This window comes from Arthrobacter sp. MA-N2 (assembly GCF_000517125.1).
Lineage (GTDB): Bacteria > Actinomycetota > Actinomycetes > Actinomycetales > Micrococcaceae > Arthrobacter > Arthrobacter methylotrophus.
In genome coordinates, this window is sequence record NZ_KI912155.1 from 644,640 (window position 1) to 668,828 (window position 24,189).

25 protein-coding genes and 2 tRNA genes are annotated in these 24,189 nt (G+C 63.7%); 7 read left to right on the top strand and 20 right to left on the bottom strand.

Going from position 1 to position 24,189, the window contains the following annotated elements:
- Nucleotides 1-85 precede the first annotated feature (85 nt).
- On the bottom strand, nucleotides 86-742 hold the full coding sequence (locus A3M3_RS0103395; protein WP_028265161.1) for an NAD(P)H-binding protein: 657 nt from the start codon (nucleotides 740-742) through the stop codon (nucleotides 86-88).
- Between the two features lie 514 nt (nucleotides 743-1,256).
- Here A3M3_RS0103395 and A3M3_RS0103400 point away from each other — a divergent pair.
- Entirely contained in the window at nucleotides 1,257-2,216 is a 960-nt protein-coding gene (locus A3M3_RS0103400) for a LysM peptidoglycan-binding domain-containing protein (protein ID WP_051422910.1), read from the top strand.
- Here the strand turns inward: A3M3_RS0103400 and A3M3_RS0103405 are convergent.
- From A3M3_RS0103405 to A3M3_RS0103450, 10 genes are all read right to left on the bottom strand, one after another.
- Nucleotides 2,213-2,404 (bottom strand): hypothetical protein, encoded by a 192-nt coding sequence (locus A3M3_RS0103405; protein ID WP_155854265.1) that lies wholly within the window; start codon nucleotides 2,402-2,404, stop codon nucleotides 2,213-2,215. The two genes, A3M3_RS0103400 and A3M3_RS0103405, sit on opposite strands and share 4 nt — an antisense overlap.
- A 126-nt stretch (nucleotides 2,405-2,530) precedes the next feature.
- Complete coding sequence (locus A3M3_RS0103410; RefSeq protein ID WP_028265164.1) at nucleotides 2,531-2,923, bottom strand: VOC family protein; 393 nt, start codon at nucleotides 2,921-2,923, stop codon at nucleotides 2,531-2,533.
- 103 nt (nucleotides 2,924-3,026) lie between these two features.
- Nucleotides 3,027-3,605, bottom strand: a complete 579-nt coding sequence (locus A3M3_RS0103415; RefSeq protein ID WP_051422911.1) for a VanZ family protein — start codon at nucleotides 3,603-3,605, stop codon at nucleotides 3,027-3,029.
- A 163-nt stretch (nucleotides 3,606-3,768) separates the two neighbouring features.
- Nucleotides 3,769-3,906 (bottom strand): hypothetical protein, encoded by a 138-nt coding sequence (locus tag A3M3_RS0103420; protein WP_155854266.1) that lies wholly within the window; start codon nucleotides 3,904-3,906, stop codon nucleotides 3,769-3,771.
- 218 nt (nucleotides 3,907-4,124) lie between these two features.
- Nucleotides 4,125-4,201: transfer RNA gene (locus A3M3_RS0103425), tRNA-Met, on the bottom strand.
- A 62-nt stretch (nucleotides 4,202-4,263) separates the two neighbouring features.
- Nucleotides 4,264-4,335, bottom strand: a tRNA-Thr gene (locus tag A3M3_RS0103430).
- Between the two features lie 364 nt (nucleotides 4,336-4,699).
- The gene (locus A3M3_RS0103435) at nucleotides 4,700-6,865 is read right to left on the bottom strand and encodes a DEAD/DEAH box helicase (protein WP_028265167.1); all 2,166 of its coding nucleotides are present in this window, start codon (nucleotides 6,863-6,865) and stop codon (nucleotides 4,700-4,702) included.
- A 451-nt stretch (nucleotides 6,866-7,316) separates the two neighbouring features.
- Nucleotides 7,317-7,979, bottom strand: coding sequence for an MOSC domain-containing protein (locus tag A3M3_RS0103440; protein ID WP_028265168.1), 663 nt, complete (start codon nucleotides 7,977-7,979; stop codon nucleotides 7,317-7,319).
- A 21-nt stretch (nucleotides 7,980-8,000) separates the two neighbouring features.
- Nucleotides 8,001-8,675 carry a response regulator gene (locus A3M3_RS0103445; RefSeq protein ID WP_028265169.1) on the bottom strand — a complete coding sequence of 225 codons (675 nt, stop codon included), beginning with the start codon at nucleotides 8,673-8,675 and terminating at the stop codon, nucleotides 8,001-8,003.
- Nucleotides 8,672-10,156 (bottom strand): sensor histidine kinase, encoded by a 1,485-nt coding sequence (locus tag A3M3_RS0103450; RefSeq protein WP_028265170.1) that lies wholly within the window; start codon nucleotides 10,154-10,156, stop codon nucleotides 8,672-8,674. Before A3M3_RS0103450 ends, A3M3_RS0103445 begins: the two co-directional genes overlap by 4 nt.
- 105 nt (nucleotides 10,157-10,261) lie before the next feature.
- Here A3M3_RS0103450 and A3M3_RS0103455 point away from each other — a divergent pair, with 105 nt between their 5' ends.
- Complete coding sequence (locus A3M3_RS0103455; protein ID WP_028265171.1) at nucleotides 10,262-11,446, top strand: acyl-CoA dehydrogenase family protein; 1,185 nt, start codon at nucleotides 10,262-10,264, stop codon at nucleotides 11,444-11,446.
- Nucleotides 11,447-11,499: 53 nt separating this feature from the next.
- Here the strand turns inward: A3M3_RS0103455 and A3M3_RS0103460 are convergent, their stop codons facing one another.
- From A3M3_RS0103460 to A3M3_RS0103475, 4 genes are all read right to left on the bottom strand, one after another.
- Nucleotides 11,500-12,849: an MFS transporter gene (locus tag A3M3_RS0103460; protein ID WP_028265172.1), complete on the bottom strand. Its 1,350-nt coding sequence runs from the start codon at nucleotides 12,847-12,849 to the stop codon at nucleotides 11,500-11,502.
- Nucleotides 12,846-13,373: a winged helix-turn-helix transcriptional regulator gene (locus tag A3M3_RS23640; RefSeq protein WP_051422912.1), complete on the bottom strand. Its 528-nt coding sequence runs from the start codon at nucleotides 13,371-13,373 to the stop codon at nucleotides 12,846-12,848. The genes A3M3_RS0103460 and A3M3_RS23640 overlap by 4 nt, the downstream gene beginning before the upstream one ends.
- A gap of 159 nt (nucleotides 13,374-13,532) precedes the next feature.
- On the bottom strand, nucleotides 13,533-14,696 hold the full coding sequence (locus A3M3_RS0103470) for a cystathionine gamma-synthase (RefSeq protein ID WP_028265173.1): 1,164 nt from the start codon (nucleotides 14,694-14,696) through the stop codon (nucleotides 13,533-13,535).
- A gap of 14 nt (nucleotides 14,697-14,710) precedes the next feature.
- The gene (locus A3M3_RS0103475; protein ID WP_028265174.1) at nucleotides 14,711-16,096 is read right to left on the bottom strand and encodes a cystathionine beta-synthase; all 1,386 of its coding nucleotides are present in this window, start codon (nucleotides 16,094-16,096) and stop codon (nucleotides 14,711-14,713) included.
- A 135-nt stretch (nucleotides 16,097-16,231) separates the two neighbouring features.
- Here A3M3_RS0103475 and A3M3_RS0103480 point away from each other — a divergent pair, with 135 nt between their 5' ends.
- The gene (locus A3M3_RS0103480) at nucleotides 16,232-16,663 is read left to right on the top strand and encodes a VOC family protein (protein WP_028265175.1); all 432 of its coding nucleotides are present in this window, start codon (nucleotides 16,232-16,234) and stop codon (nucleotides 16,661-16,663) included.
- Between the two features lie 77 nt (nucleotides 16,664-16,740).
- Nucleotides 16,741-17,874 carry an SLC13 family permease gene (locus tag A3M3_RS0103485; protein ID WP_035741304.1) on the top strand — a complete coding sequence of 378 codons (1,134 nt, stop codon included), beginning with the start codon at nucleotides 16,741-16,743 and terminating at the stop codon, nucleotides 17,872-17,874.
- Nucleotides 17,875-17,890: 16 nt separating this feature from the next.
- Here A3M3_RS0103485 and A3M3_RS0103490 read toward each other — a convergent pair whose 3' ends face one another.
- The gene (locus A3M3_RS0103490; RefSeq protein WP_028265177.1) at nucleotides 17,891-18,295 is read right to left on the bottom strand and encodes a VOC family protein; all 405 of its coding nucleotides are present in this window, start codon (nucleotides 18,293-18,295) and stop codon (nucleotides 17,891-17,893) included.
- A gap of 151 nt (nucleotides 18,296-18,446) precedes the next feature.
- Here A3M3_RS0103490 and A3M3_RS0103495 point away from each other — a divergent pair, with 151 nt between their 5' ends.
- On the top strand, nucleotides 18,447-19,427 hold the full coding sequence (locus A3M3_RS0103495; protein ID WP_028265178.1) for a DNA-3-methyladenine glycosylase family protein: 981 nt from the start codon (nucleotides 18,447-18,449) through the stop codon (nucleotides 19,425-19,427).
- 79 nt (nucleotides 19,428-19,506) lie between these two features.
- On the opposite strand, the gene A3M3_RS0103500 is transcribed toward A3M3_RS0103495, so the two are convergent.
- Nucleotides 19,507-20,427: a hypothetical protein gene (locus A3M3_RS0103500; protein ID WP_035741307.1), complete on the bottom strand. Its 921-nt coding sequence runs from the start codon at nucleotides 20,425-20,427 to the stop codon at nucleotides 19,507-19,509.
- Between the two features lie 138 nt (nucleotides 20,428-20,565).
- A complete protein-coding gene (locus A3M3_RS0103505; protein ID WP_028265180.1) occupies nucleotides 20,566-22,239 on the bottom strand; it encodes an AMP-binding protein in 1,674 nt (557 codons plus the stop codon).
- A 102-nt stretch (nucleotides 22,240-22,341) separates the two neighbouring features.
- On the opposite strand from A3M3_RS0103505, the gene A3M3_RS0103510 reads away from it, so the two are divergent.
- Nucleotides 22,342-22,620: a putative quinol monooxygenase gene (locus A3M3_RS0103510; RefSeq protein ID WP_028265181.1), complete on the top strand. Its 279-nt coding sequence runs from the start codon at nucleotides 22,342-22,344 to the stop codon at nucleotides 22,618-22,620.
- On the opposite strand, the gene A3M3_RS0103515 is transcribed toward A3M3_RS0103510, so the two are convergent.
- Nucleotides 22,617-22,988 carry a thioredoxin family protein gene (locus A3M3_RS0103515; RefSeq protein ID WP_028265182.1) on the bottom strand — a complete coding sequence of 124 codons (372 nt, stop codon included), beginning with the start codon at nucleotides 22,986-22,988 and terminating at the stop codon, nucleotides 22,617-22,619. The genes A3M3_RS0103510 and A3M3_RS0103515 overlap by 4 nt on opposite strands.
- 111 nt (nucleotides 22,989-23,099) lie before the next feature.
- A complete protein-coding gene (locus A3M3_RS0103520) occupies nucleotides 23,100-23,645 on the bottom strand; it encodes an acyl-CoA thioesterase (RefSeq protein WP_028265183.1) in 546 nt (181 codons plus the stop codon).
- Between the two features lie 139 nt (nucleotides 23,646-23,784).
- Here A3M3_RS0103520 and A3M3_RS0103525 point away from each other — a divergent pair, with 139 nt between their 5' ends.
- Complete coding sequence (locus tag A3M3_RS0103525) at nucleotides 23,785-24,009, top strand: hypothetical protein (protein WP_028265184.1); 225 nt, start codon at nucleotides 23,785-23,787, stop codon at nucleotides 24,007-24,009.
- The last annotated feature ends 180 nt before the right edge of the window (nucleotides 24,010-24,189 follow it).

Sequence of the window (24,189 nt, forward strand, 5' to 3'; positions counted from 1 at the left end):
CCCCTCGTGCCGGGGGGCCATACCAACTTATCGCGGCCGGACGCCCTGCCGGCCCGGCGCAAGCAGCTAGGACCTTATGAGTCAGCTAGGACGCGGTGAGGGCCTCCACCACTGCCACGTTCCCATCCCTGAACTCGATGGTGCGTCCTATGGTTTCGGGTAGTTCCAAGACGGCGGCAGCCACCAAGGCGACATTGGCCCGGGAGGTTGCGGTCCCAGTACCCGGATCCAAGGGATCCACCTCAATGAGCGCCGTGCCCGGATTGCTGGTCAGCGCCCCGGGTCCCAGAATCGTCCAGTCCAGATCGGTTCCACGCAGGTACTCGTCCGCCGCAGCCTTGGCTTCCGCGTACGCGTAGAAGCTGTTGTCTTCGGGGACGCCGTGGCCGGGTCCGGCGCCGAGGTAAGACACCATGACATACCGCGCCACGCCCTGCTGCGCCGCGGCATCCATCGAGCGGATGGCGGCATCCCTATCCACCGCGTACGTCCGGTCCGGGTCACCTCCTCCGGCTCCGGCGGACCACACCACGGCGTCGTGGCCGTTGAGGGCTGAGGCGATCTCCGCCGTCGTCGATTGCTCGACGTCCAGAATGACCGGAGCGGCGCCCGTCGCCGCGACTTCCGGCGCGTGTTCCGGATTGCGGACGAACGAAGTTACCTCGTGACCCTCATTGCTCAGAATGCGGGACAGCTGCAAGGCCACTTTGCCGTGGCCGCCGATGATTGCGATTCGACTCATGGATCCATTCTGTCGTAGAGGTCAAACATCGGCGCGGTCATGTTTATTCAAAGACGATGGATAAACTCCGGAATTAGCCTTTTCCGAACGCTTCAAATTCACGTCAATTCTCCAGAAATAACTAAGCCTGCTTACAATTCCAGTTGTCCTTGCTCTGCGGTAACTCCCCAGCACCGACTGGACGGAAGAGCGGCCATAACCCGCGGCACTCACTTTACTGAAACGCCAATACGAGTGACTTTCGGCGCGTGCGAAGCAAAAGCGAGTGGCAGCCACTCGTGTGTAGTTAATGACCAATTTCTAAACTCAAATCACCCTGCAGCAGGAATAGGAATACCCCTTTTATAAATCTCATTGATGGATTTATTCATCAATGAGCGGATTTGAGGGCTTCCTCTGTGCTGCGCAATTAAGCAAAAGGGTCTCAACAAGCGCCATCCCCTGCGCGTGCGTATCACTTCCCGGGCCAAACCAACCGGCTGGCCCAAGAAACGACGAAGCACGGGGATCTGAAATGCATCAGCAGGAGTACATGCACAGCGGGATCGGCGGAGGCAACGTCTCCGCACTGATATCCAACGGAGTAAGAACGCTCACCAGGTACAAGGCATCCATAGCCACGTGGGCAGTTGTGCTGGCGATCGCCCTGGCGGCCATCATGACGCAGAACTACGCCCAGGTACTCGCGCCAGCAAGCACGAGCGCTGCCAGCGTCCCGGCCGTCGGTCCGGGAGCCGCGATTGCAGCCCCTACATCAGCCGCAGAGTCAGCGCCGAGCGAAAGTTCCTCCCCGGCCCCTCCCCCGGCGCCGGTACAGGCAAAGACGTCGGCCGCCGTCGTGCCCTCAGCGCCTGCGGCGGCACCGGCAGCCGCTCCGGTGCCTGACACGAACGCCTACACGGTGGTCAGTGGCGACACCGTCGGCTCGATAGCTGCCAGGTTCGGAGTCGACGTGAACGCCATGCTGGCTGCCAACGGGCTCAGCGCATATTCCGTCATCTTGCCGGGCCAAGTATTGAAGCTGACAGGACCGCCGCTTGCCACCGCCCCAAACCCGGTGGCCCCTGTGGCGCCAGCGGCTCCTGCTCCCGCCCTGGCCCCGGCTCCCATCCCGGCCCCGGCTCCGGCTCCGGCTCCAGCTCCGGCGGTACGGACCATCTATGTTGCGGGTTCCGGCGGGCAGGCCGCGGTAAACAGTTGCATTGGCCCTATCCACTTCACACCGACGGACGCCTACTCGCTGTTTATCACTGAACATGATTTCTGCGGCGGGTGGGCACGGTTCTCGGGCATCGGCGTCGGCGAGACGGTGAGCATCCCCGGTTACGGAACGTACACCGTGGCTGCCCGCGGCCAGGTGCCCCAAGGCGGCACCACCAATGACGTCGCAGCCGTATTCGGGGGATTCCCGCGTGCTGTACTGCAGACCTGCATCCCGGGCACCAACCAGATGCTGGTGATCGCACTCAATTAGGACCGGGCACCGGTTTCGAAGAAGGTCAGTGTTGCCGAGCCGATTCGGGGGCGGGTGCCATCGTCCCGGAACCGGGGGTCGGGTGCCAAGAGGCTCGATTCTGCTGGATCATTCCCCACGTCAACGGTGGCCGCCTCGTCATTCCGGGGCACCGGGACCCGGGAACGCCGATGATCCAGCAGAATCACGCGTTCCCCTTGCATCCGCCTTCTGACAGAACCTTCCCACAGGGCCTGGATGGGAGGGCCTCAGTCTGGACGGACCCACCAGGGAAGGGGCAAGAACAGAGTTGAGGTGCTCCACGAGATAGCTCGTTACCAGCCCGAGCCGGGCTGATACGTCCCGGCGCTCCATTCGTGTCCTTCCGGGTCAAGTATCCTTGCCCGGCGCGTGCCCCACGCCGTATCCTCAGGCGCGATCACCGCAATTCCGCCGGCTGCCAGCGCCCGCCGGTAGAAGCCATCAACATCGTCGACCAAGAGGTAGAGACCCCCGCCCGTTGATCGGCCAATCAGTGCCGGCTGCTGATAGTCCGCGTCTGCGCTTGAGACCATGAGGACAGCATCACCCATACGGGCCTCGGCATGCACGACTTCCCCGGCGCTTCCGTCCTGGCGTAGGACGATGGAAAACCCGACTTCCTCCATCCAGGAGAGTGCCGCTGGTGCGTCGCGGTAACTGAGATAGGCATATAGCCCGGCATCCATGAACGCATATTAGCTCCACACGTATCACCGCCGAAAGCGGTTCTGCCCGTCGTACGGGGGCGCCCGCGACTACCGGTGCACCGGCGCCTGGCTGTGGATGTGCTCACATGCGTAGCCGGACGACGAAGAGGAAGTAGCACCAGACGGGCAGCGAAAGCAGCGACAACACGGCAATCGCGGTCCGCACTAGGGATTGCTTGCGCAGGATCGCGGAAAGCAGCCTGAATGTAAGGATTCCGATGATTCCCCCGACGCAGTTCAGGATCACGTCGTCGATGTCCGATGCTCCGACCGCAAACACGCCCTGGATGATCTCTACCGCGACGCTGACCGAGGCGACCGTGACCACGGTCAGCCACGCGGCCCACCGAGGTCGGAGCCACGATACGTAGACTCCAAGCGGGATGAAGATCAGGATGTTCCCGACGACGTTGGCGAAGGCCACCTTCCCGGTCCCCGAAGGGTGGCTGGACACATATTCCGCAATACTCGCGAACGGGATGAGATTGATCGATCTCTCCGAACCCGGTGCGCGAGAGAGGAGAAGCAGCCTTAGGAGGAACGCCGCGTAGAGAGCGAAGACGGCGAAGATGGCCACGGTCTCTGCTTTCGCCCGTTTCGTGGTGAATCGCCAGCTCGGCCCATCATCCGTGGCTGCGGTGGGTTGCGATCGTACATCCATACATTAGGACGTTACAGAGGGAAGCTGTCGTCCTCCTGTGCATGACTCAAGATGTCTACATGGGCCACAAATCCGTCCATACGGAAGTGGCCGATGTGCGTTCCTTGGCTGGCTGATGGGTACCTCCAATCAGTCTTCGCTCACCTTGTTCGGCGCCACCCGGTCATTCCGCCACCGCACGGCCTTGTTCTGAAACATTGCCCAGCGGAAACATTGCCCCGCGGATCCCGGTGCCGGCGAGATCCATGACCAGATCCAGATCGACGGGATCTATGGACACCGTCGGATTCTGCTGGATCATTCTCCTCGCCGAAGTTGCCGGTCCCGTGATTCTGTGGTCCCGGAATTTGTCCATTCGAATCATTGAGCAGAATCCGACATCCGAGCGAAGACGATCCCAAGGCGCACATGACGCTCCCGGGATTTACACACGTTTTGTCCTATAACCCGTCCTTGGCGTTGGATCAGGTACTTAAAACAGCAGCAGGCCGGAAGCGAAACGCCTCTGGCCTGCTGAAATGGTAGCGGTGGGGAGGCTCGATCTCCCGACCTCACGATTATGAGTCGTGCGCTCTAACCAACTGAGCTACACCGCCACGAATGAGAAAAACCTGTGTCAAGCCGGTCAAAAACCGCCTTGACACAGGCCCTCATTCAGAGCCCCCCACCGGAATCGATCCGGTGACCTCGTTCTTACCAAGAACGCGCTCTACCACTGAGCTAGGGGGGCAACGAGTAAATACTCTACCGGACGATTTCTCAGGCCACAAATCGGCTGCAGGACAGGGAAAACGGCGTCGACACAATCTGCATCAGGGTCCGGACTATGGTCCAGAGCCGCGCTGAAACCAGAGCAGTCGAAGCACCTAAGCAGGGTGCATGTGGTCAGCGGCGACTGGAGCGTCCGGATCGGCGCCCTCGTCCGATTCCTGCCCGGAAGGCTCGCGAGCGCCCCTTGGGGCCGCCGATGCCCTCTCATCGGCCTTCTGGCGAGTCGTCTCTCTTAGCCGGAGCGCATGGGACAGGCATCGTTAAACCGCCAGAGGCCGGCTCGAAAGCCGGCCTCTGACCAGAAAACCAGGAACTAACCCTGTTTACCACTTGCCCTTGCGGTTGAAATCGCGGTGGCCAGCGTCGCCGCCGGTGCGCGGCTTGCGTGCGCCGCGGTCGCCGTAGCTGCCCGTTCCGGCACCGGCGCTGCTGCGCTCGCTGTAGGAACGGCCGCCGCGGTCAGCGGATGAACGCTCGCCACCGGCGTAGCTGCCACGGTCGCCTTCAGTCTTACGGAACTCCTTCTTGAAGCCACCGTTGCCTTTGAAGTTTCCGCCGCGGTCGCCCCCGGAGTAGCCGCCACGGCCACCACCGGAGTAACCGCCACGGTCAGAGGCCGGCTTGCGACCGTTGTCCAACTCGAGGTGAATCAGTTCGCCGCCGATCCGGGTGCGGGACAGGGCACGCAATTGCTCAGGGCTCAGGTCCGCCGGGAGCTCCACCAGGGAGTGGTCCGAACGGATATCGATGCCACCGATCTGTGCCGAGGAAATGCCGCCTTCGTTGGCAATGGCGCCAACGATCGAACCCGGCATGACGCGCTGACGGCGTCCGACGGCGATCCGGTAGGTGGCGTTGCCCTCGGTCAGGGCGCGGGTGGGGCCGCGGGAACCGAAGCCGTCCTTGGCGCGCTCGCGCTTCTGGAATTCAGGTGCGGCGGGCAGCTCCTTGACCAGGAGCGGCTGGCCGCCCTGTGCCATCACGGCAAGTGCGGCAGCGATCTCCGAAGCCGGAACGTTGTGCTCTTCCTCGTACGAGGCGATCAGGTCGCGGAACGCTGCCACGTCCTCGGACTCGAGGGTCTCGGTGATCTTGTCCGCAAACTTGCCCAGGCGCAAGGTGTTGACCGTCTCGGCGGTGGGCAGGTGCATCTGCTCCACCGGCTGGCGCGTGGCCTTCTCGATGGAACGCAGCAGGTACTTCTCCCGCGGCGTCATGAACAGGATGGCGTCGCCGCTCCGGCCTGCACGGCCGGTACGGCCGATGCGGTGCACGTAGGACTCGGTGTCGTGCGGGATGTCGTAGTTGACCACGTGGCTGATGCGCTCGACGTCAAGGCCGCGGGCCGCGACGTCGGTGGCCACCAGGATGTCGATGCGGCCTTCCTTCAGCGCATCGACGGTCCGCTCACGCTGCTGCTGCGGGATGTCACCGTTGATGGCGGCGGCCTGGAAGCCGCGGGACTTCAACTTGTCTGCGAGGTCCTCGGTGGCCATCTTGGTGCGCACGAACGCGATAACGCCGTCGAACTCTTCAACCTCGAGGATGCGGGTAAGGGCATCGAGCTTGTGCGGGCCCATGACCTGCAGGTACCGCTGGCGGGTGTTGGCGCCGGTGGTGGTCTTGGACTTGACCGAGATCTCGGCCGGGTTATTCAGGTACTGCTTGGACATGCGGCGGATCTGGCCCGGCATGGTGGCAGAGAACAGCGCTACCTGACGGCCTTCCGGGGTCTCCTGGAAGATCTGCTCGACGTCGTCGGCAAAGCCCATGCGGAGCATTTCGTCGGCTTCGTCCAGGACGAGGTACTGCAGTTCGGACAGGTCCAGGGAACCCTTGGAGATGTGGTCGATCACACGGCCGGGGGTACCGACAACCACCTGGGCACCGCGGCGCAGGCCTGCAAGCTGCGGGCCGTAGGCGGAGCCACCGTAAACGGGGAGGACGGTGAAGTCATCAATGTGCTTGGCGTATGAGGTGAAGGCCTCGGCAACCTGGAGCGCAAGCTCACGGGTCGGCGCGAGGACCAGTGCCTGGGTCTTGCGGGACGGACCGTTGAGGTCGTGGAGTTCGGCCAGTCGGGACAGCGCCGGTACTGCGAATGCTGCAGTCTTACCGGTGCCGGTCTGGGCGAGGCCCACGACGTCGCGGCCTTCGAGCAGCAGCGGAATGGTCGCCGCCTGGATCGGAGAAGGCTTTTCATAGCCGACATCCTGCAGGGCGGCCAGAACGCGGGGGTCGATTCCCAGGTCGACGAAGCGGATGCCCTCTTCATCTTCCTCGGCGGGGGACTCGGCCTTGGCCGGAGCCTCAGCCGGAACTTCGGCAGCGTGTGCCTCCACTTGAGCGGGCGCAGCAGGCTCAATGAACTCGGCGGCGGGGGCCGTTTCGACGGCGGTCTCCACAGTTTCGGCGGTCTCCGCAGTTTCAGCGGTCTCAGCGATGTCGGCAGACTCGGCGATGAAGGGGTCGTTCAGGTTTTCGGGCATAGGGGAAAGTTTCCTCATCCATAGGGGGCCAGTCGGCGCGGCCCGGTTGGGCTTGGCCGCAGTACACGTTGCGTGCAAAAGAACCAGGAGGCTCTGGTGCTCGCAAGAAGTCCGGCGCTGTCGCAATCCCATGGCAGGACTTCCCGCTGCATCTCTTGGCTGCTATCTCAGCAGTCTGTACAGCGTTTTCTTCGCCCGGCTCTCCCTATGAAAATGCCCGCACACATTTTGCGGGCCCCAACACTGACCAGTCCTGCCTCAAGAATTGGGCAGGAAAAAGGGATTTCCGGAGTGGGGGATATTTCAATTGTAGGGCACAGACTAGTCCCCTGGTGACATAACTGTCGACGACGACCGTGAGCTTGAGCACATAGGCGCCTTGCACACCCCTCGGGACGGCCCCTCCCCGGCCCTCAGGACGGCATCCCGAAGATGCCTGGGGGAACGGTTTTCAGACGTCCACCCCGTTTCGGCGCATGAGTTTTTCGAAGCTGTCGTGGTAGTCGGACTGCAGCAGAATCTCTCCGTCCGCTTCGGCGTCGAGCAGCAATTGCATGTCCTCGAGGTTGGGGTTACTGAACCACTGCCCTACCGTGATGCCATGTTTCGGCACGAACAGCTGGTGGATGTAGTCGCCGGCCGAAATGCTGCCAGTCTTTACTACTCGCAAGTAGGTGCCGACCCGCCCAGCGTCAGTGAAGCGTTTGACCCACATCGGTTCGTTCATGCGGCGCTGGAAGGTTGCGCACGGCACTCGCGGTGAAGTGACTTCAACTTCGACGTCCAGTCCGATTTTCCAACGTTCTCCAATCACGGCACCGGTGGTCTCGATTCCAGTGACGCGGAGGTTTTCCCCGAAGATCCCGGCGGGCATGTCCCTTTGGAGTTCATTCGCCCAGTAGTCGGCGTCCGCCTGGGAGTAGGCGTAGAGCGCTTGGTCTTCGCCGCCGTGGTGGATCCGGCTCGCCTGGATGTCTCCGTGGAGCCCCAGCTTGTGGACCTTCACCGGACCGTCAACGGGGCGCTTGTCAATGGCCGTCACTCCCACCGACCCTTCAACGTCAGGCAGGAGTTGGTGCACCCGGCAAACAGCAAGCAACGATGCGGTATCCATGGTTACAGTCTACGTACGCCACTACGGATCGAAGCGATAGCCCATGCCGGCCTCGGTGTGCAGGTGCCGGGGCTGTGCCGGGTCGCGTTCGAGCTTGCGGCGGAGCTGGGCAATATAGACGCGCAAGTACTGGGTCTCCTTGGCGTAGGCCTGCCCCCAGACCTGGGTGAGGATCTGCTGCTGGCTGACCAGCCGGCCCGCGTTGCGCACCAGCAATTCCAGGATGTTCCATTCGGTGGGCGTCAGCCGCACTTCGGCGCCGTCCTTGGTGATCTTCTTTCCCGCCAGGTCAACGAGGAAGTCTGCGGTCTGCAGCGTCGGCACTTCATGCCGGGGCGCCGCCCGCCGCGAAGCGGCACGGAGCCTGGCGAGGAGTTCGTCAAGGCCGAAAGGTTTGGTCACATAGTCGTCCGCGCCGGCGTCGAGGGCTTCCACTTTATCTTCGGAGCCGTGCCGGGCGGACAGCACGATGATGGGCATGGTGCTCCAGCCACGGATGCCCTTGATGACATCCACGCCGTCCATATCCGGGAGGCCAAGATCGAGCACCACGATGTCCACGGGCTGCTGCGCCGCGGCCTTGAGGGCATCGGTGCCGTTGCCGACGGTGATGGCCCGGTAGCCGTGGGCGTGGAGGTTGATTTGCATGGCCCGGGCGATCTGGGCCTCATCTTCCACGATCAGCACTAGGTTCATGGCCGCTCCCCTGTCCACAGAGGGAGTGTGACCACCATGGTCAGCCCGCCTCCCGGCGTCGCCTCAGCCATGAGCGTACCGCCCATGGCTTCGGTGAATCCTTTGGCGACGGCGAGTCCCAGGCCGATTCCGCTGCGCCCGTCCCGGCTGGAGGCTGAGTCGTCGAGCCGCTGGAAGGGGCGGAACAAGTCCAACACGGCCGCGGGCGCGATCCCCCGGCCGTGGTCCGTGACCCGAAGTTCGCTGGCTGGCAGTCCGTCGAGGGCTATGCCCGCGCCGGTGCGTGCGACCAGCACCACGTCCGAGTCCGGCGCGTATTTCACGGCGTTCTCCACGAGGTTCGCCACGACGCGTTCGAGCATTCCGGCGTCGGCCTCTATATACGGGAGGTTGGCCGGCAGCTCATTGCGGATGCGGTCCCCAGGTACGCCGCGTAGCGCCTCCGGCAGGATTTGGTGCCAGCCCAGCCCACGCAGCAGCGGGTTTACAGCATCGGCTGTGATGCGGGACATGTCCAGCAAGTTGTCCACCAAATGATCGAGGCGATCGGCGTAGTCCTCGATAGTGGCGAGCAATTCCCGCTCGTCTTCCGGTGCGAATGACACTTCCTCTTGGCGCAGGCTGCTGACGGCAAGCTTGATGCCCGCCAGCGGAGTGCGGAGATCATGGGAGACGGCGCGCAGGATGGAGGTCCGCATCTTGTTGCCTTCCGCCAGGCGCAAGTTGTCCTGCCTGCTCTTGGCCAACTGCTGGCGCTCCCGCACTGCCACGACGAAGGCGCCGAATGCCGCGAGCATGCGGCGGTGTTGTTCGGAGAGCGGGCCGCCGCGGAGCAGGAGCGTGTAATGGGGATCGACGACGGCGGCGTGGTCCGCGGCCGCATGGGTCACCGGCGGTTGATGCCCCGAGCTTGCAAGAACCTGCCACGCCGGGCCAGGTGCCGCCGGCGAATCAAAGGTGGACAGGAGTGTCACCGCATCCATGCCGAGGTTGACCCGGATCTTGTCCAGGAAGGACTCAAGGCTACCGTCCGAGCTCAGGATGCGAAGGGCCAGTTCGCTCAGGGCCCTTGCCTCGGCGTCGGAATGCGCGGCTTCCTGGGCTCGACGCGTTGCCAGCCCGACCGCGAGTGCCACACCGCACGCCACGGCAAGGAAGATGACCATGGTGAACAGCGTGGTGGGATCCGCGATGGAGAGGGAGCCCACGGGCTCGGTCGAAAAGTAGTTCAAGAGAAGGCTGCCCAAAACGGCGGACACCACTGCCGGCCACAGTCCCCCGATCGCGGCCACGGCGGCAGCGGCAGCCAGCTGAAAGAGCATGATCATCGCGAAGTTCCGGTAGTGCAGCCCGGACACCAGGGCTTCGATGGCCACCGGAAGCACCAGTGCCAGGATCAGGCCAGCCAGTATGCGGCGTCGCCCGATCCCCTCGACTGCCCGTAGCGGCAGTCCCGTTGCGTTCACTTCCGCCGCTGCCATGGCTCAATTCTGGCACGGCGGCCGGGCCTACCGTGAAGGCGTCGGCGCCGCGCAATCGCCGGCTCAGCCCAGGCGGTGGAACATGTCCGGCTTTAGGATGCTGGCATGAGCCATTCAATGACGGATACCTCCGATGTTCTCGCCCTCGATTCCCTCTTGAGCACCGAGGAACTGGAGCTTCGCGAGAAGGTGCGTGACTTTACCGATCAGCGCATTCGGCCGAACATCGCCCGTTGGTACGAGGACGCGGTCTTCCCAAGGGAGCTGCCCGCGGAACTGGGCGAACTCGGTGTCCTGGGCATGCACCTGGAGGGCTATGGCTGCCCGGGACGCACCGCCGTCGAATACGGTCTTGCCGCCATGGAGCTTGAGGCGGGCGATTCCGGTATCCGTACTTTCGTGTCGGTCCAGGGTTCACTGGCCATGACCGCGATCCATCGCTGGGGCAGCGAAGAACAGAAGGAGCAGTGGCTCCCCCGCATGGCCGCCGGCGAACTGATCGGCTGTTTCGCGTTGACGGAGCCGACGGCGGGTTCGGACCCGTCGTCGATGGCCAGCTTTGCGCGCAGGGACGGCTCAGGCAACGACGCCGGCTGGGTGCTGGATGGTTCGAAGCGCTGGATCGGCATGGCGTCGATCGCCGACGTCATGGTGGTGTGGGCAAACACTGGCGACGGCATCCGAGGCTTCCTGGTCCCGGCCGGAACTCCAGGAGTCACAGTGACTCCCATCGACGTGAAGCTCTCCATGCGTGCCTCGATCCAGTGCGATGTAATGTTCGACGGCGTCCGGCTGGGTCCGGAGGCCCTCCTCCCGGGCGCCCAGGGCCTCCGCGGCCCGTTCTCTTGCCTCAACGAAGCGCGCTACGGCATTTCCTGGGGTGCCATGGGCGCGGCCCGTGACTCCTACGAGGCCGCACTCGAATATGCCGCAAGCCGCATACAATTCGGCAAGCCCTTGGCCGGCTACCAGCTGACCCAGGAAAAACTCGTGAACATGCTCGTGGAAATCCAAAAGGGCTCCCTGCTGGCGCTGCATCTGGGGCGACTCAAGGATGCTGGCAAGCTGCGGCCGGAACAGATCTCGGTGGGCAAGCTCAATAATGTACGTGAGGCCATTAAGATCGCCCGCGAGGCCCGCACCATTCTGGGTGGCAACGGCATCACGCTGGACTACTCGCCACTACGCCATGCCAACAACCTGGAATCGGTGCGTACCTACGAAGGGACGGACGAGGTCCACACGCTCATCCTCGGCCAGCACATCACGGGCATCCCGGCTTTCCGCTGACTTCACTGGCGCAGGCCAAGCGCGGGTCCCGCGCCCGACCTAGCCGACCGGGCCTAGGCTCCGACCGGGACCGGTTCCTTCCTGGCCGCGTCTTTACGCATGGTGGCGCTGATGACGGCAGCCACGGTGCACATCGCGGCAGCACCGATCCATGCATAGGTGTAGTGGCCCGTGGCGTCCCGGATGTAACCCGCGAGGAAAGCTGCAGCCGCGGCTCCAAGCTGGTGCGCGGCGAAGACCCAGCCGAACACCACTGATCCGTCCGCCCCGAACACCTTGCGGCAAATGGCCGCCGTCGGCGGCACCGTGGCCACCCAGTCCAGGCCGTACACCACAACAAACAGGATCATGCTCGGTTGCACGGTGGAGCTCAGAAGCACGGGCAGCACCAGCAGCCCGACCCCGCGGAACTGGTAGTACACGGCAAGGAGCACCTTGGGATTGAAGCGGTCCGTCAACCAACCGGAAGCGATGGTGCCCACGATGTCGAAGATCCCGACGACGGCCAGCAAGCCGGCCGCGGTGGTTTCCGGCATGCCGTGGTCGTGCGCCGAGGGAATGAAGTGGGTGCCGATCAGGCCGTTGGTGGTGGCCCCGCAGATGGCAAAACCGGCAACCAAGGCCCAGAACGTGCGCACTTTGCTGGCGCGTTTGAGCACCTGCAGTGCCCGCACGGCAGCGTTGGGCGTCCTGGCGCCTTCGGCTTTGGCGGCGTCTGCGGCCAGGGCGGGGTCCGCCGTCGTCGGCTGCTCTTCTTCGGCACCGTAAGGCTGGACCCCGACGTCGGCGGGTGAGTTCTTGAGCCAGCGCAGCACGAGCGGCACTACCGCGAGCGCTCCGGCTGCGATCAGCAGCGAGGCGCCGCGCCAGCCCGGGCTCTGCGCAAGCACGGCGATGAAGGGCAGGAACACAAGCTGCCCGGCGGCGCTCCCCGCGGTCAGGATGCCGATCACGAGTCCGCGGTTCTTCGAGAACCACGTGTTGGCGATGGTGGCCGCGAAAACCAGGGCCATGGATCCGGTGCCTAGCCCGATCAGCACGCCCCACGTCAGCAGGATCTGCCAGGACTGGCTGACGAACACCGTCAGCGCGGAGCCGAGGCCGATCAGGCAGAGGGCAATCGAGGTGACGGTGCGGATGCCGAAGCGTTCCATGAGCGCGGCAGCGAAGGGCGCCGTGAGGCCGAACAACACCAGGTTGATGCTGACCGCGAGCGACAGGACGGTTGTTGACCAGCCGAATTCCTGCTGCAGCGGCACCATGAGCACGCCGGGTGCCGCCCGGAAACCGGCCGCGCCGACGAGTGCCAGGAACGCGACGGCGGCGACCATCCAAGCGGGGTGGAGTCGACGCTTCCGCGGAGTCTTGCCAGCGGAAAGTTTGGTGGGATTGGGTGCGGTCATGCGGAAGGCTCCGATTCGTCCAGGAGGTCACGTCTGGCAGGGGCAGTGGCCAAGGCCATGGGGTGTTCCGATCGCGTGAGGCTATGCCAGCTGGTGTTGGCCGCGGTCAGGCGGGAACCGCAGTGGGAGCATGTATCAGCCGACGCCGTCGGCAGTCCGCAACCGGTGTGGATCACGCGCATGTGGGCGTTGTCCGCAGGCGCATCGAGATGTTTCTCGGACCAGAGAATGATGGCGTTCAAGACGGGCAAGGCATCTTCCCCTTTGGCCGTGAGGACGTATTCCTGCCGGGTGCGGGCGCCATCCTGGTAGGGCCGTTGGGCGAGCAGGCCCGAATCAAGCAGCCAAGCCAGCCTTTTGCTGAGGACGTTGTCTGCTATGTGGAGACGGGTTTTGATGGCATCGAACCGGCCGTTGCCGAAGAAGACCTCCCGCAGCACCAGGCTTCCCCAAGGGTCGCCGAGGATATCGAGGCCGCGCGCTAGGCTGCACGTCCGCTCGGACCAATCGGATCGTAAGGGCATGGTCCGAGATTAGCTGGCTTTTCTAAAGAAAGCTAGGTTTTGACGGGGACGGCTCTCCACTTGCGACCAGGTTTGAAAGAGGAGCGGCCGGGACACGCCGTGGTGATGGCGTGTCCCGGCCGGATCAACAATCAAAAAAGGTCAGAAGTGGAGGGGCACTCAGTCCGCGATGTTGCCGATCGCCTGCTCCAGGTCCGCGATCAGGTCTTCGATGTCCTCGATGCCGCAGGAAAGCCGGATCAGGTTGACCGGCACGGCCAACTCGGTGCCCTTGACCGAAGCGTGCGTCATCTCCGAGGGGTAGTTCATGAGCGACTCGATGCCGCCCAGGGATTCGGCCAAGGTGAAGACCTGGGTGGACTCTGCCACCTTGCGGGCCGCCGCTTCGCCGCCCTTGAACTGCACGGAAATCATGCCACCGAACTTCTTCATCTGCTTCGCGGCCAGTTCGTGCCCCGGGTGGGACGGTAGGCCCGGGTAGAGCACGGCTTCAACCTCCGGGCGCTCCAGCAACCATTCAGCCACGGCCTGGGCGTTCTCGCTGTGGCGGTCCATGCGCACGCCGAGGGTCTTGAGGCCGCGGGTTGTCAGGAACGCATCCATGGGTCCGGACACGGCGCCGACAGCGAACTGCACAAAGCCGATCTTCTCAGCCAGCTCAGCATCCTTGACCACGATCGCCCCGCCCACAACATCCGAGTGGCCGCCGATGTACTTTGTGGTCGAGTGGACCACGACGTCGGCACCCAGGGCGAGCGGGGTCTGCAAGTAGGGCGACGCAAAGGTGTTGTCGACGACCAGGAGGGCACCGGCGTCGTGCGCTACTTTGGCGAGCGCTTCGATATCAGTGATCTTCATCATCGGGTTGGAAGGGGTCTCCACCCAGACGATGCGCGTCTTGTGCGCCGCAACGGCCGCCGCGACGGCGTCAAGGTTGGACATGTCCACTGGCGTATTGCCGATGCCCCACTCACCGAGCACACGGTTGATGAGCCGGTAGGTTCCACCGTAGGCGTCGTTGCCGAGGACGATGTGGTCGCCGGGCCGGGCAACGGCGCGGATCAGGGAGTCCTCCGCAGCAAGTCCCGAGCTGAAGCTGTATGCGTGGGTTCCGCCCTCGAGTGCGGCGAGCTGCTCCTGCAACGCATCCCGGGTGGGGTTGGTGCCGCGGCCATATTCGTAACCGTCGCGCAAACCGCCTATGCCGTCCTGGGCATATGTCGAGCTGAAGTGCACTGGCGGAACCACGGCGCCGGTGCGCGGTTCGAAGGCCTGGCCGGCGTGGACGGCGCGCGTGTTGAATCCTGCTTCGTTTGCAGACATATGAACTCCTAGGGTCAGTTGCTCAGGTAAGCGAGAAGGTCGTGGCGGGTCAGGATGCCCACGGGCGCTCCAACAAACGTCACCATGACGGTGTCGACGTCGGACAGCAGCTCCCGTGCGGCCGAGATGGTCTCGAGTGAGCCGATCACCGGCAGGCGCTCTCCCATGTGCTCGGAGATCTTGTCGGTCAATTTCGCCTCGCCACGGAACAGCTTGGTGGTCAGCGTGCGCTCATCGACGGCGCCCAGCACTTCGCCCATGACCACCGGCGGCTCCTGCGAGAGGACCGGGATGTGCGATACCCCGAACTCGTTCATGATGTTGATGACATCGCGGACAGTCTCATTGGGATGGATGTGGACAAGCTCGGGCATCTGGCCGGTCTTGGACTTCAAAACCTCGCCAACGGAGGCTTCCTCGCCGCCGGACAGGAAACCGTAGGAACGCATCCATTTGTCGTTGAAGATCTTCGCCAGATAGCCGCGGCCGGAGTCCGGCAAGATCACCACGACGACGGCTTCCTCGCCCAGGTCTTTGGCCACCTGGAGCGCCGCCACCACAGCCATACCGGATGAACCGCCCACGAGGAGCCCTTCCTCGCGGGCCAGGCGCCGGGTCATCTCGAAGGAGTCGGCGTCGCTGACCGCAATGACGTCGTCGGGAACGGTCTTGTCGTAGTTGACCGGCCACATGTCCTCGCCGACGCCTTCCACGAAGTAGGGACGCCCGGTACCGCCCGAGTAGACCGAACCCGCGGGATCTGCGCCGATGACCTTGACCCGGCCGCCGTCGGACTCCGGCCGATCGGCAGACACGTCCTTGAGGTACCTGCCGGTACCGGTAATGGTGCCGCCCGTCCCGGCGCCGATGACCACATGCGTGATCTTGCCGTCGGTATCCCGCCAGATCTCCGGCCCCGTGGTTTCGTAGTGGCTGCCGGGAGCTGCGGGATTGGAGAACTGGTCCGGTTTGTAAGCTCCCGGGATTTCCGACACAATGCGGTCAGAAACGCTGTAGTAGCTTTGCGGGCTGTCCGGGGCCACTGCGGTGGGAGTGACGACCACTTCGGCACCATAGGCCTGGAGCACGGCACGCTTGTCCTCGCCCACTTTGTCCGGGACCACAAAAATGCATTTGTAACCTTTTTGCTGGGCCACCAAGGCCAGCCCCACGCCGGTGTTGCCCGAGGTTGGTTCCACGATGGTTCCACCCGGCTTGAGCTTCCCGTCCCGCTCAGCCTGCTCGATCATCTTCACCGCGATGCGGTCCTTGATGGAACCGCCCGGGTTCACATATTCGAGCTTTACCAGAATGGTCGCTTTGATGTCCCCGGTCACGTGGTTGAGCTTGATGAGCGGGGTATTGCCAATGAGGTCCAGGACGGACTGGGCGTACTTCATAGGTACCAAGTTACCGCTTGGTTCGGTCTGCCCCGGCGCAGCAAGGAATCGGCACCACACCGGAGCGTCGTCTAGCCAAAGAACGGCCCCGGGGGCAAGCTAACCGTGACGCTCTCCAAGGAAAGGACATGCACCATGGATTGGACCCTCGAAGTAGTTGTGCTCCCGGTGAGCGACATTGACCGTGCGATCGATTTCTACCGCGACAAGGTGGGCTTCGCCCTTGACCACAACACCACCAACGAGCACATGCATGTAGCCCAGCTGACTCCCCGGGGCTCCGGTTGTTCGATCGTCATCGGTGACCTCCCTGCGCAGAAGGAGATGGCACCGGGATCCATGCGGGGATTGCAGCTTGTGGTCGCGGACGCGCGGGCCGCACGGGAGGAATTGATCAGCCGCGGCGTGGAGGCCAGCGAAGTAACCGTCTTCGACGAGCGCGACGGCGGCACGTTCTTTGGCTTCAGCGATCCGGACGGTAACACGTGGGCCGTGCAGGAGCTCAAGGTCCGTGCCGAGAAGCCTCTGATCCCGGCCGAGGCCCGCGGGCGCTTCGGGGCAGAATAGAGCGGCCCCGGGGAGCGCTCGCCGTGGGGACGAGGAAAGGGTGGAGAAGGCATCGCAGCTATTTCCTTCCCGTCGGGATGCTGGTGGCAGGTGTCCTCTGCCTGGCGTTCGGGTTCCTTCGCCTTCCTGCTTTCGAGGAGCTGACGGCGCGGACAGTCCCCATACTCGCCTTCGTGCTGGCAATGACCGTGGTGACCGAACTGGTGGCGGACGCGGGCCTGTTCCAAGTGCTGACCGACAAAATCGCCGTGTTTGGCCGGGGGCGCGTCTGGGTCCTTTGGCTTCTGGTCATTGCGCTCGCGACTGTTTCCACCGTGTTCTTGTCCCTGGACACCACTGCGGTTCTGGTAACCCCAGTGGTCGTGCTCCTGGCCGTGCACGCGCGGATCCCCGCTTTGCCTTTCGCCCTCACCGCCGTCTGGCTCGCCAATACGGCGTCCATGCTGCTGCCGGTATCCAATCTGACCAACCTGCTAGCCCAAAGTCGCCTCGGAATGTCCCCGGTCTCCTTTGCCGGACTCGTTTGGGCGCCCGCTATCGCCGGGATCGTAGTCCCGGTGACCATGTTGGGCGTGGCTTTCCGGAAGCAGCTGGCCGGCCGGTATGGCCCCCAACCGACCCACAACGTGCGGGACAGGCCCTTGCTGCTCATGTGCGCGGCGACCCTGGTGGTCCTTCTGCCCGCACTGGTTTCCGGGGTTCCCGTACAGTTCCCGGCCATGGCCGCTGCGCTCGTGCTCCTCGGTGTTTTCCTGCGACGGCGTCCGGGCTCCTTGCGTTGGTCCATGGTTCCGTGGCGGCCGCTCATGCTGACGATCGGTCTTTTCATGGTGGTGGAGACGCTGCACGGGATCGGCCTGACACCTTTGCTCGCAGGCGTTGCCGGCACCGGGGATGGCTTTCCTTCGCTTCTGCGCCTCGCTGGACTTGGCGTCGCGGCAGCCAACGGCGCCAACAACCTTCCGGCCTACCTGGCCCTCGAGCCCGTGGCCGGCTCTCCTGTCCGGTTGGCGGCTTTGCTCATCGGCGTCAACATGGGTCCGCTCATCTCGCCGTGGGCTTCACTGGCCACGCTGCTGTGGCACGAACGGCTGCAGGCCCTCAACGTCCAAATACGCTGGGGCGGGTTTGCCGCGGCAGGACTTGTCGCCGTGGTGCTGCTCCTGCCACTCTCCGTCCTGGTCCTCTGGCTGTCGTCGGGAGCAGCCTGACGCCTTGTTTCCAGCCCTACTCTGCTGAGGCTCGCTCCTCCGGCGGAAGGTTCTCCCATAGGCCCAGGACGTTGCCCTCGGTGTCCTTGAAATAGGCGTAGTAACCCATTCCCGGAATGGCATCCTTCGCTTTCACCACCGAGCCGCCCAGGCGTTCGATCTCCGCCAAGGCCGTGTCGATACTTTCCACATCCACCGTGATCACTGGCGAGGTGAGTTCGCCCGCCCTTGCCATCATCCCGCCGTTGATGGCTCCGGGCTGGCTGGGCATGCCTGTTTTCTCGTCGCTCGGGGTGGTGACGACCATGCTGTAATCCATCTGCGGCATCGGATTGATCTGCCAATCGAACGCCGATTTGTAGAAGTTACTGGCCCGCTCTTGGTCATCCGCGGGGATCTCAAAGTGCACGATTGCGGCCATTGTGTTCTCCTGGGTTAGCTTGGCGAAGACGCGGATGCCCCGCGCCTCAGGTGGAGTTTAACCCCGCGGGATTCGCGGCGTAAGGGGGAACCGGGACTACGCGTTTCCGGACATGTCCGGTCGTGTCAGACGATCGTGCGACCATGAATGCATGACGATCGTCGACGCTCCACCCGCCGCAGCGGCTGCGGCCGACGCATCGGTGCGATGGCATCCCGGCGGTTCCTTCGATCTCCTCCAAACCGTGGGAATCATCATGCGCGGCAACGGCGATCCGTCCTTCGCCGCGTGGCAGGACGGCGTGTGGATGGCCTTCACGACGCCGGACGGTCCGGCCACTCTGCGACTCACCGCCGCGGGATCCGGGCAGGACACGCACGTCGATGCCCAGGCTTGGGGCGCCGGTGCAGATTCCGCCATCGCCTCCGTACCTGCCCTGTTGGGAAGCGGAGACGACTGGTCCGGCTTCGACGAAGAAGCCTTCCATGCAACCCTTCCGCGAATAGTCAGGGAAGCCCGACGCCGGAACCTCGCCGTCCGTTTACCTACCACCGGCCGCGTGGTGGACTCCCTCGTGCCCACGATTCTTGAGCAAAAAGTCACCACTGTCGAAGCCCGGCGGGGCTACCGCTACCTGATGTACCGCTACGGAACCGCGGCCCCCAGCGCTGGCAGACACTCGCCGTCGGGCCTGCTTGTCCCGCCATCTGCCAGCCGATGGTTGACCGTTCCTTCATGGGAGTGGCACAAGGCAGGAGTGGGCCCCCAACGTTCGGCCACGGTCATGCGCACGCTGCGATCCGCCGTCGCGCTTGAACGGCTCGCCTCACTCAGCGCGGCCGAGGCGGGAGCCAAGATGCAGACGATTCCGGGCATCGGCGTCTGGACCGCCGCCGAGGTTGTCCAGCGGACCCACGGCTGCCCGGACTCGATCGCGGTGGGCGACTACCATCTGGCCTCGTATGTCGGCTATGCGCTGACCGGCCGGAAGACGGACGACGCCGGAATGATCACCCTCCTGGAACCGTGGCGTGGGCACCGGCAGCGGGTGGTCCGGATGATCGGACTCAGCGGCTTCCGCAAGCCTACTTTTGGACCCCGCATGACCATTCAGGACCACCGCTGGCACTAGACTTCCCACCACCCCAACGCGGGGTCACTTACGGCCCATGTTGTTGCCCGGCATCGGCCGTAAGTGACCCCGCGTTGGCTCAGATGGAGCGAAGTGTCGCCCGCTTGACCCGGGCAATGAGGCCCCTGAACCCTTCGGCCAGATCGTGGGCGTTGGCCTTGAAGTAGAACCAGCCGGCATTGGTGAAAGCCTCGTCCCTCCGGTTGTCCCTTGACTGCTGTTCCCGCGTGAGATGCGGGGCGCCGTCGTATTGCACGGCGATCCGGAACCGCCGGTACCCGAGGTCCGCGGACGGCGACCACCGATCGTCCGTATCGAGGCGGAGCTGCAATTCCGGTTCAGGCAACCGCGCATCCACCATGGCCAGTCGCAGGAATGTCTCTGGAAGCGAGTCCGCTCCAACCCGCATGTCCTCAAGGGCGAGCCGGGCCTTCCCCACACCCTTCATGTTCGGATGTTGCCGGACGAGAAGACGCAGCCCCTCCTTGTCTGCGTAGGGCTCCCTCCTTCCTTCAAGGCCCGGGCGGGGCATGCGGATCAACTGGTCACCCATCGCAATCACGTACGCCAGCGGCAACTGATGCGCCAGATCAAGCCACGTCCGGGACGGGGAGGACACCGGTATACCGCCCATTTCGCCGACTTCGCCAGGGAGGACGCGCACTCTGTGCCCCGTCACTCCATTCCGGCGGACCCGGGGAAGCTCATGGGGCTTGCTGAGGTGGACCGTCTCACCGCCGCCCAGCCACGGAGGAAGGCCGAGCCGGGTCAGTATCGCGGCGCTCTCATGGGACACCCATGCACCCGGTGTTGCCGCGGCAAGGACCCGCGCCCGTTCGGCAAGCCCAAACTCACGACCCGCAGGCAGATGAATCAGCCGGCCGCCGTCGGACACGTCCCTGGCCCGGAGTCGCTTCGGAGTGACGCCAAGTGCACGGGATTCATAGACCGTGAAAGGACGGTCACTGAGTTCCTCCGGCAGCGGAATGATGCGGACCATGCGATCCAGTTTGTCCGCAAACGGAGGCCGGTACGGAGTTATCCACAGGTAGACTTCCAACCACGCCAACGCGGGGTCACTTACGGCCCATGTTGTTGCCCGGCATGGGCCGTAAGTGACCCCGCGTTGAATCTGAGGTCAGAGTCCGAGGCGGGCGATCGCTTGCTCCCGCATGTCGACCTTGCGGACCTTCCCCGACACGGTCATGGGGAAGCTCTCCCGGATGTCCACGTAGCGCGGAATTTTGTAGTGGGCCAGCTTGCCGCGACAGAATTCCTGCACTCCGGCCAGGTCCAAAGCTGATCCCGGTTTCAGGATGATGCAGGCCATCAGTTCCTCCCCGAACTTGGCATCCGGGACCCCGATCACTTGGACATCCTGGATGGCGGGATGCCGGTACAGGAACTCCTCGATCTCGCGGGGATAGACGTTCTCGCCGCCACGGATGACCATGTCCTTCATGCGGCCTTCGATCACGATGAAACCCTCCGGATCCATCCGGGCGAGGTCGCCGGTGTGCATCCAGCCTTCGTCGTCGATGGCCTCGGCCGTTTTGTCCGGCTGGCCCCAGTACCCTGCCATGACGGAGTAGCCGCGTGTGCAGAGCTCGCCGATCCCGCCCCGTTCCATGGTTTCGCCCGTGCCAGGATCCACGATCTTGGACTCGAGCCGCGGCATGGTGCGCCCCACCGTGGTGGTCCGCTGCTGCAGGGTGTCCGCCGCGAGGGTCATGGTGGACACCGGCGAGGTCTCGGTCATGCCGTAGCAAATGGCCACGTCCCGCATGTTCATCTCGGAGATGACGCGCTCCATGACCTCGATAGGGCACAGTGAGCCGGCCATGACGCCGGTGCGCAGCGTGGAGAGGTCGTAGGAGGCGAAATCCGGCAAAGCCAACTCGGCGATGAACATAGTGGGCACCCCGTACAGCGCGGTTCCGCCGAAGTCCTGCACCGCCTCCAGGGTAGCGGCCGGGGTGAATCCGCGCCCGGGAATGATGGTGGCTGCCCCGAAGCTCAGGGCGTTGAGGTTCCCGATGACCATGCCAAAACAGTGGTAGAACGGCACCGGAAGGACCACCCGGTCGCGTTCCGTATAGCCCAGCAGCCTGCCGATCTGGTTGCCGTTGTTGAGGATATTGTGGTGCGTCAACGTGGCACCCTTGGGGAACCCCGTGGTCCCGGAGGTGTACTGCAGGTTGATGGGATCGTGCGCGTCCAGTTCCGCCATCCGCGCCGTGAGCGCTAAGGGCGCGACGTCGTCTGCCCGCTTCAGCAGCTCCGCAAACGTCAGCTCGGCGTCCATTTGCGGTTCACCTGCGTTGAGCATGTCCAGTCCTAGATCGGGAAGGAACACCAGCTCCCGAAGCTCCGGGCACCTGGCCAAGGCCTCCCGGGCCATGCCCACATAGTCGCTGTTCTTGTCCGACGGAGCGGCCACCAGCATCCGCATGCCGTTCTGCCGGACCACGAATTCGAGTTCGTGGCTGCGGTAGGCCGGGTTGACGTTGACCAGGATCGCGCCGATCTTCGCCGTGGCGTACTGCAGGATGGTCCATTCGGCGCAGTTCGGGCTCCAGATACCTACCCGGTCACCTTTGGCGACACCCATGGCGAGCAGGGCACGGGCGAGGCGGTCGACGTCATCGTTCAGTTTTTCGTAGCTCCAGCGCCGGGCCTCAGCGCCCGGAACAGGGGCCGCTTCGATGAGCGCATCCCGTAGCGGGAACCGCACCGCGACGCGTTCAAAATTGGCGCCGATGGTCTCTTCAAGCAGCGGGACGTCAGTGTCCCCGGCTGTGTAGGAAAGCATGAACGCACGCTACCAACTACGCAGGTCCAAGAGAAGGCTTTTGCTTGGAAGTCCTACAAAATATTTCAGGCGCTAGCCGCAGCAGCCGGTAATGTGAATCCCATGAGTGCACCCATTGACCTGCAAGCCACGTTCATTCCTAACGACGGCGAATTCTTCCGCGTTAAGCTCGCCCTGGAAATCGCGATCGACGAGGTAGTGAACGAGCCCGGTTGCATCCGTTACGAACTCACCGAAGCCAACGAGGACAAGCTGGTGCTGACCGAGCAGTGGGCCTCCGAAGAACACCTCGACATGCACTCCAAGGGCATCGCCGTCCAAGACCTCAACGAATCCCTCAGCGCGCTGCTCGCTGAGCCGGTCAAGCTCGAGCGCCTCTAGGAGTTTTCGGCGCGCTGCTTCGCGATATGCGCGTGGACCTCGGTCATGTCCAATCCCTTGACAGCCTCGATGACCTGCTCCAGTTGAGGGCCGTTCAGTGCGCCCGGCTGGGAGAACACGAGGACCTTCTCGCGGAAGGCCATGAGCGTGGGGATAGAGGAGATACCGGCCTCGGCGGCGAGCTGCTGCTCGGCCTCGGTGTCCACTTTAGCGAAGAAGACATCGTCGTGCTTCTCGGAAGCGGCCTGATATGTGGGGGCAAACTGCCTGCACGGGCCGCACCACGCAGCCCAGAAATCCACTAGGACAATGTCATTGCCCTCAATGGTCGTTGCGAACTGCTCGCCGGTGATGTCTACAGTAGCCATGCATCCACGGTACGCGACGACGCGATCGAAGTCGCCCTTGTTCGCTACCCGGCAAACCGGGAATAAAGCACGACGGCGGGCGGCCGGCTTGGGGCCGCCGGGTACCTTCGCCTAGTGCCAGAGGTGCGGTGCGGCCCGGCGTGCACCGGGAAGCGCATTGTTCTCCCGCCATTCGTGGATCCATTCGGGAAGCTCAAGGTCCGCGGGCGGCTCCCCGAACTCGGCCAGGATTTCCTCCTGGCTCACGGGCATGCCCTTCGCGACAAGCCGCGTGGCAATGTGCGCACGGGCGTAGATCTCGCCGTCGACCACCATGCGCTGTTCGAAGTAGATCGCTTTAGAGTCGAGTCCGGTGATCTTTGACTCGATAGTGTACCGCTGCCAAAGCTGCAACGACTTCCGGAACGCGATGGTCTCCCCCGCAGCTACGGGGCTCCAGCCCCGGCGGCGCATCTTCTGCCAGATCCCTGCGCGCACCATGAGGTCGAAGCGTCCGAGGTCCATCAGTGAGAAGTACATGCCGTTGTTGACGTGCATGGCAATGTCGATGTCTGTGGGCAGCACCCGCATGGGCAGCGAGGACGTACCCCAAACGCTGAGCCGGCTCCGCCTGGACGAGGTGAACAAGATCAAAAGGGTTCGGAGAAGCAAATGCATAATCGCAATGTTACTTCGCAGTAATATTGCGCGGAAGCTTTGTTTTGTGCGTCGCTGGATAGCTTGACGTTTACCGCCGGTTCACGTACCGCGGGCAAAATGTCTGGAAACAAAATGAAGAAGGTATCAAGGAGATTCAGTGCGCATCACCACTACTACCAGGCCGCACGCAGGCGCGTGGCCGGAACTACCCCTTCACCAAGAGCTGGTCCTGCAGGACGCCCGCGGCAACAGGATCGTGGGCACCCTGGACGGCATGACCGAGGACCGCAGCACGCTTTGGATCCAGCTGTCCGGCGGACTGGGACGGCAACTGGTCCACCACCTGGATGGCTACTGGCTGGAGCCGGGCAGCGCCAGCTAACCCAACTCCGATACGCCAAATCCCTGACGACACCCGGATATGGGTGTCAAGAGACCAGCTGCGCGTCGCAGGCCATTTTCCCCACAAAAAATCCCCGGAACCATGTGTGGTTCCGGGGATTTAATTTTGTGGCAGATGAGGGATTCGAACCCCCGTAGGCGTTGCCAGCTGATTTACAGT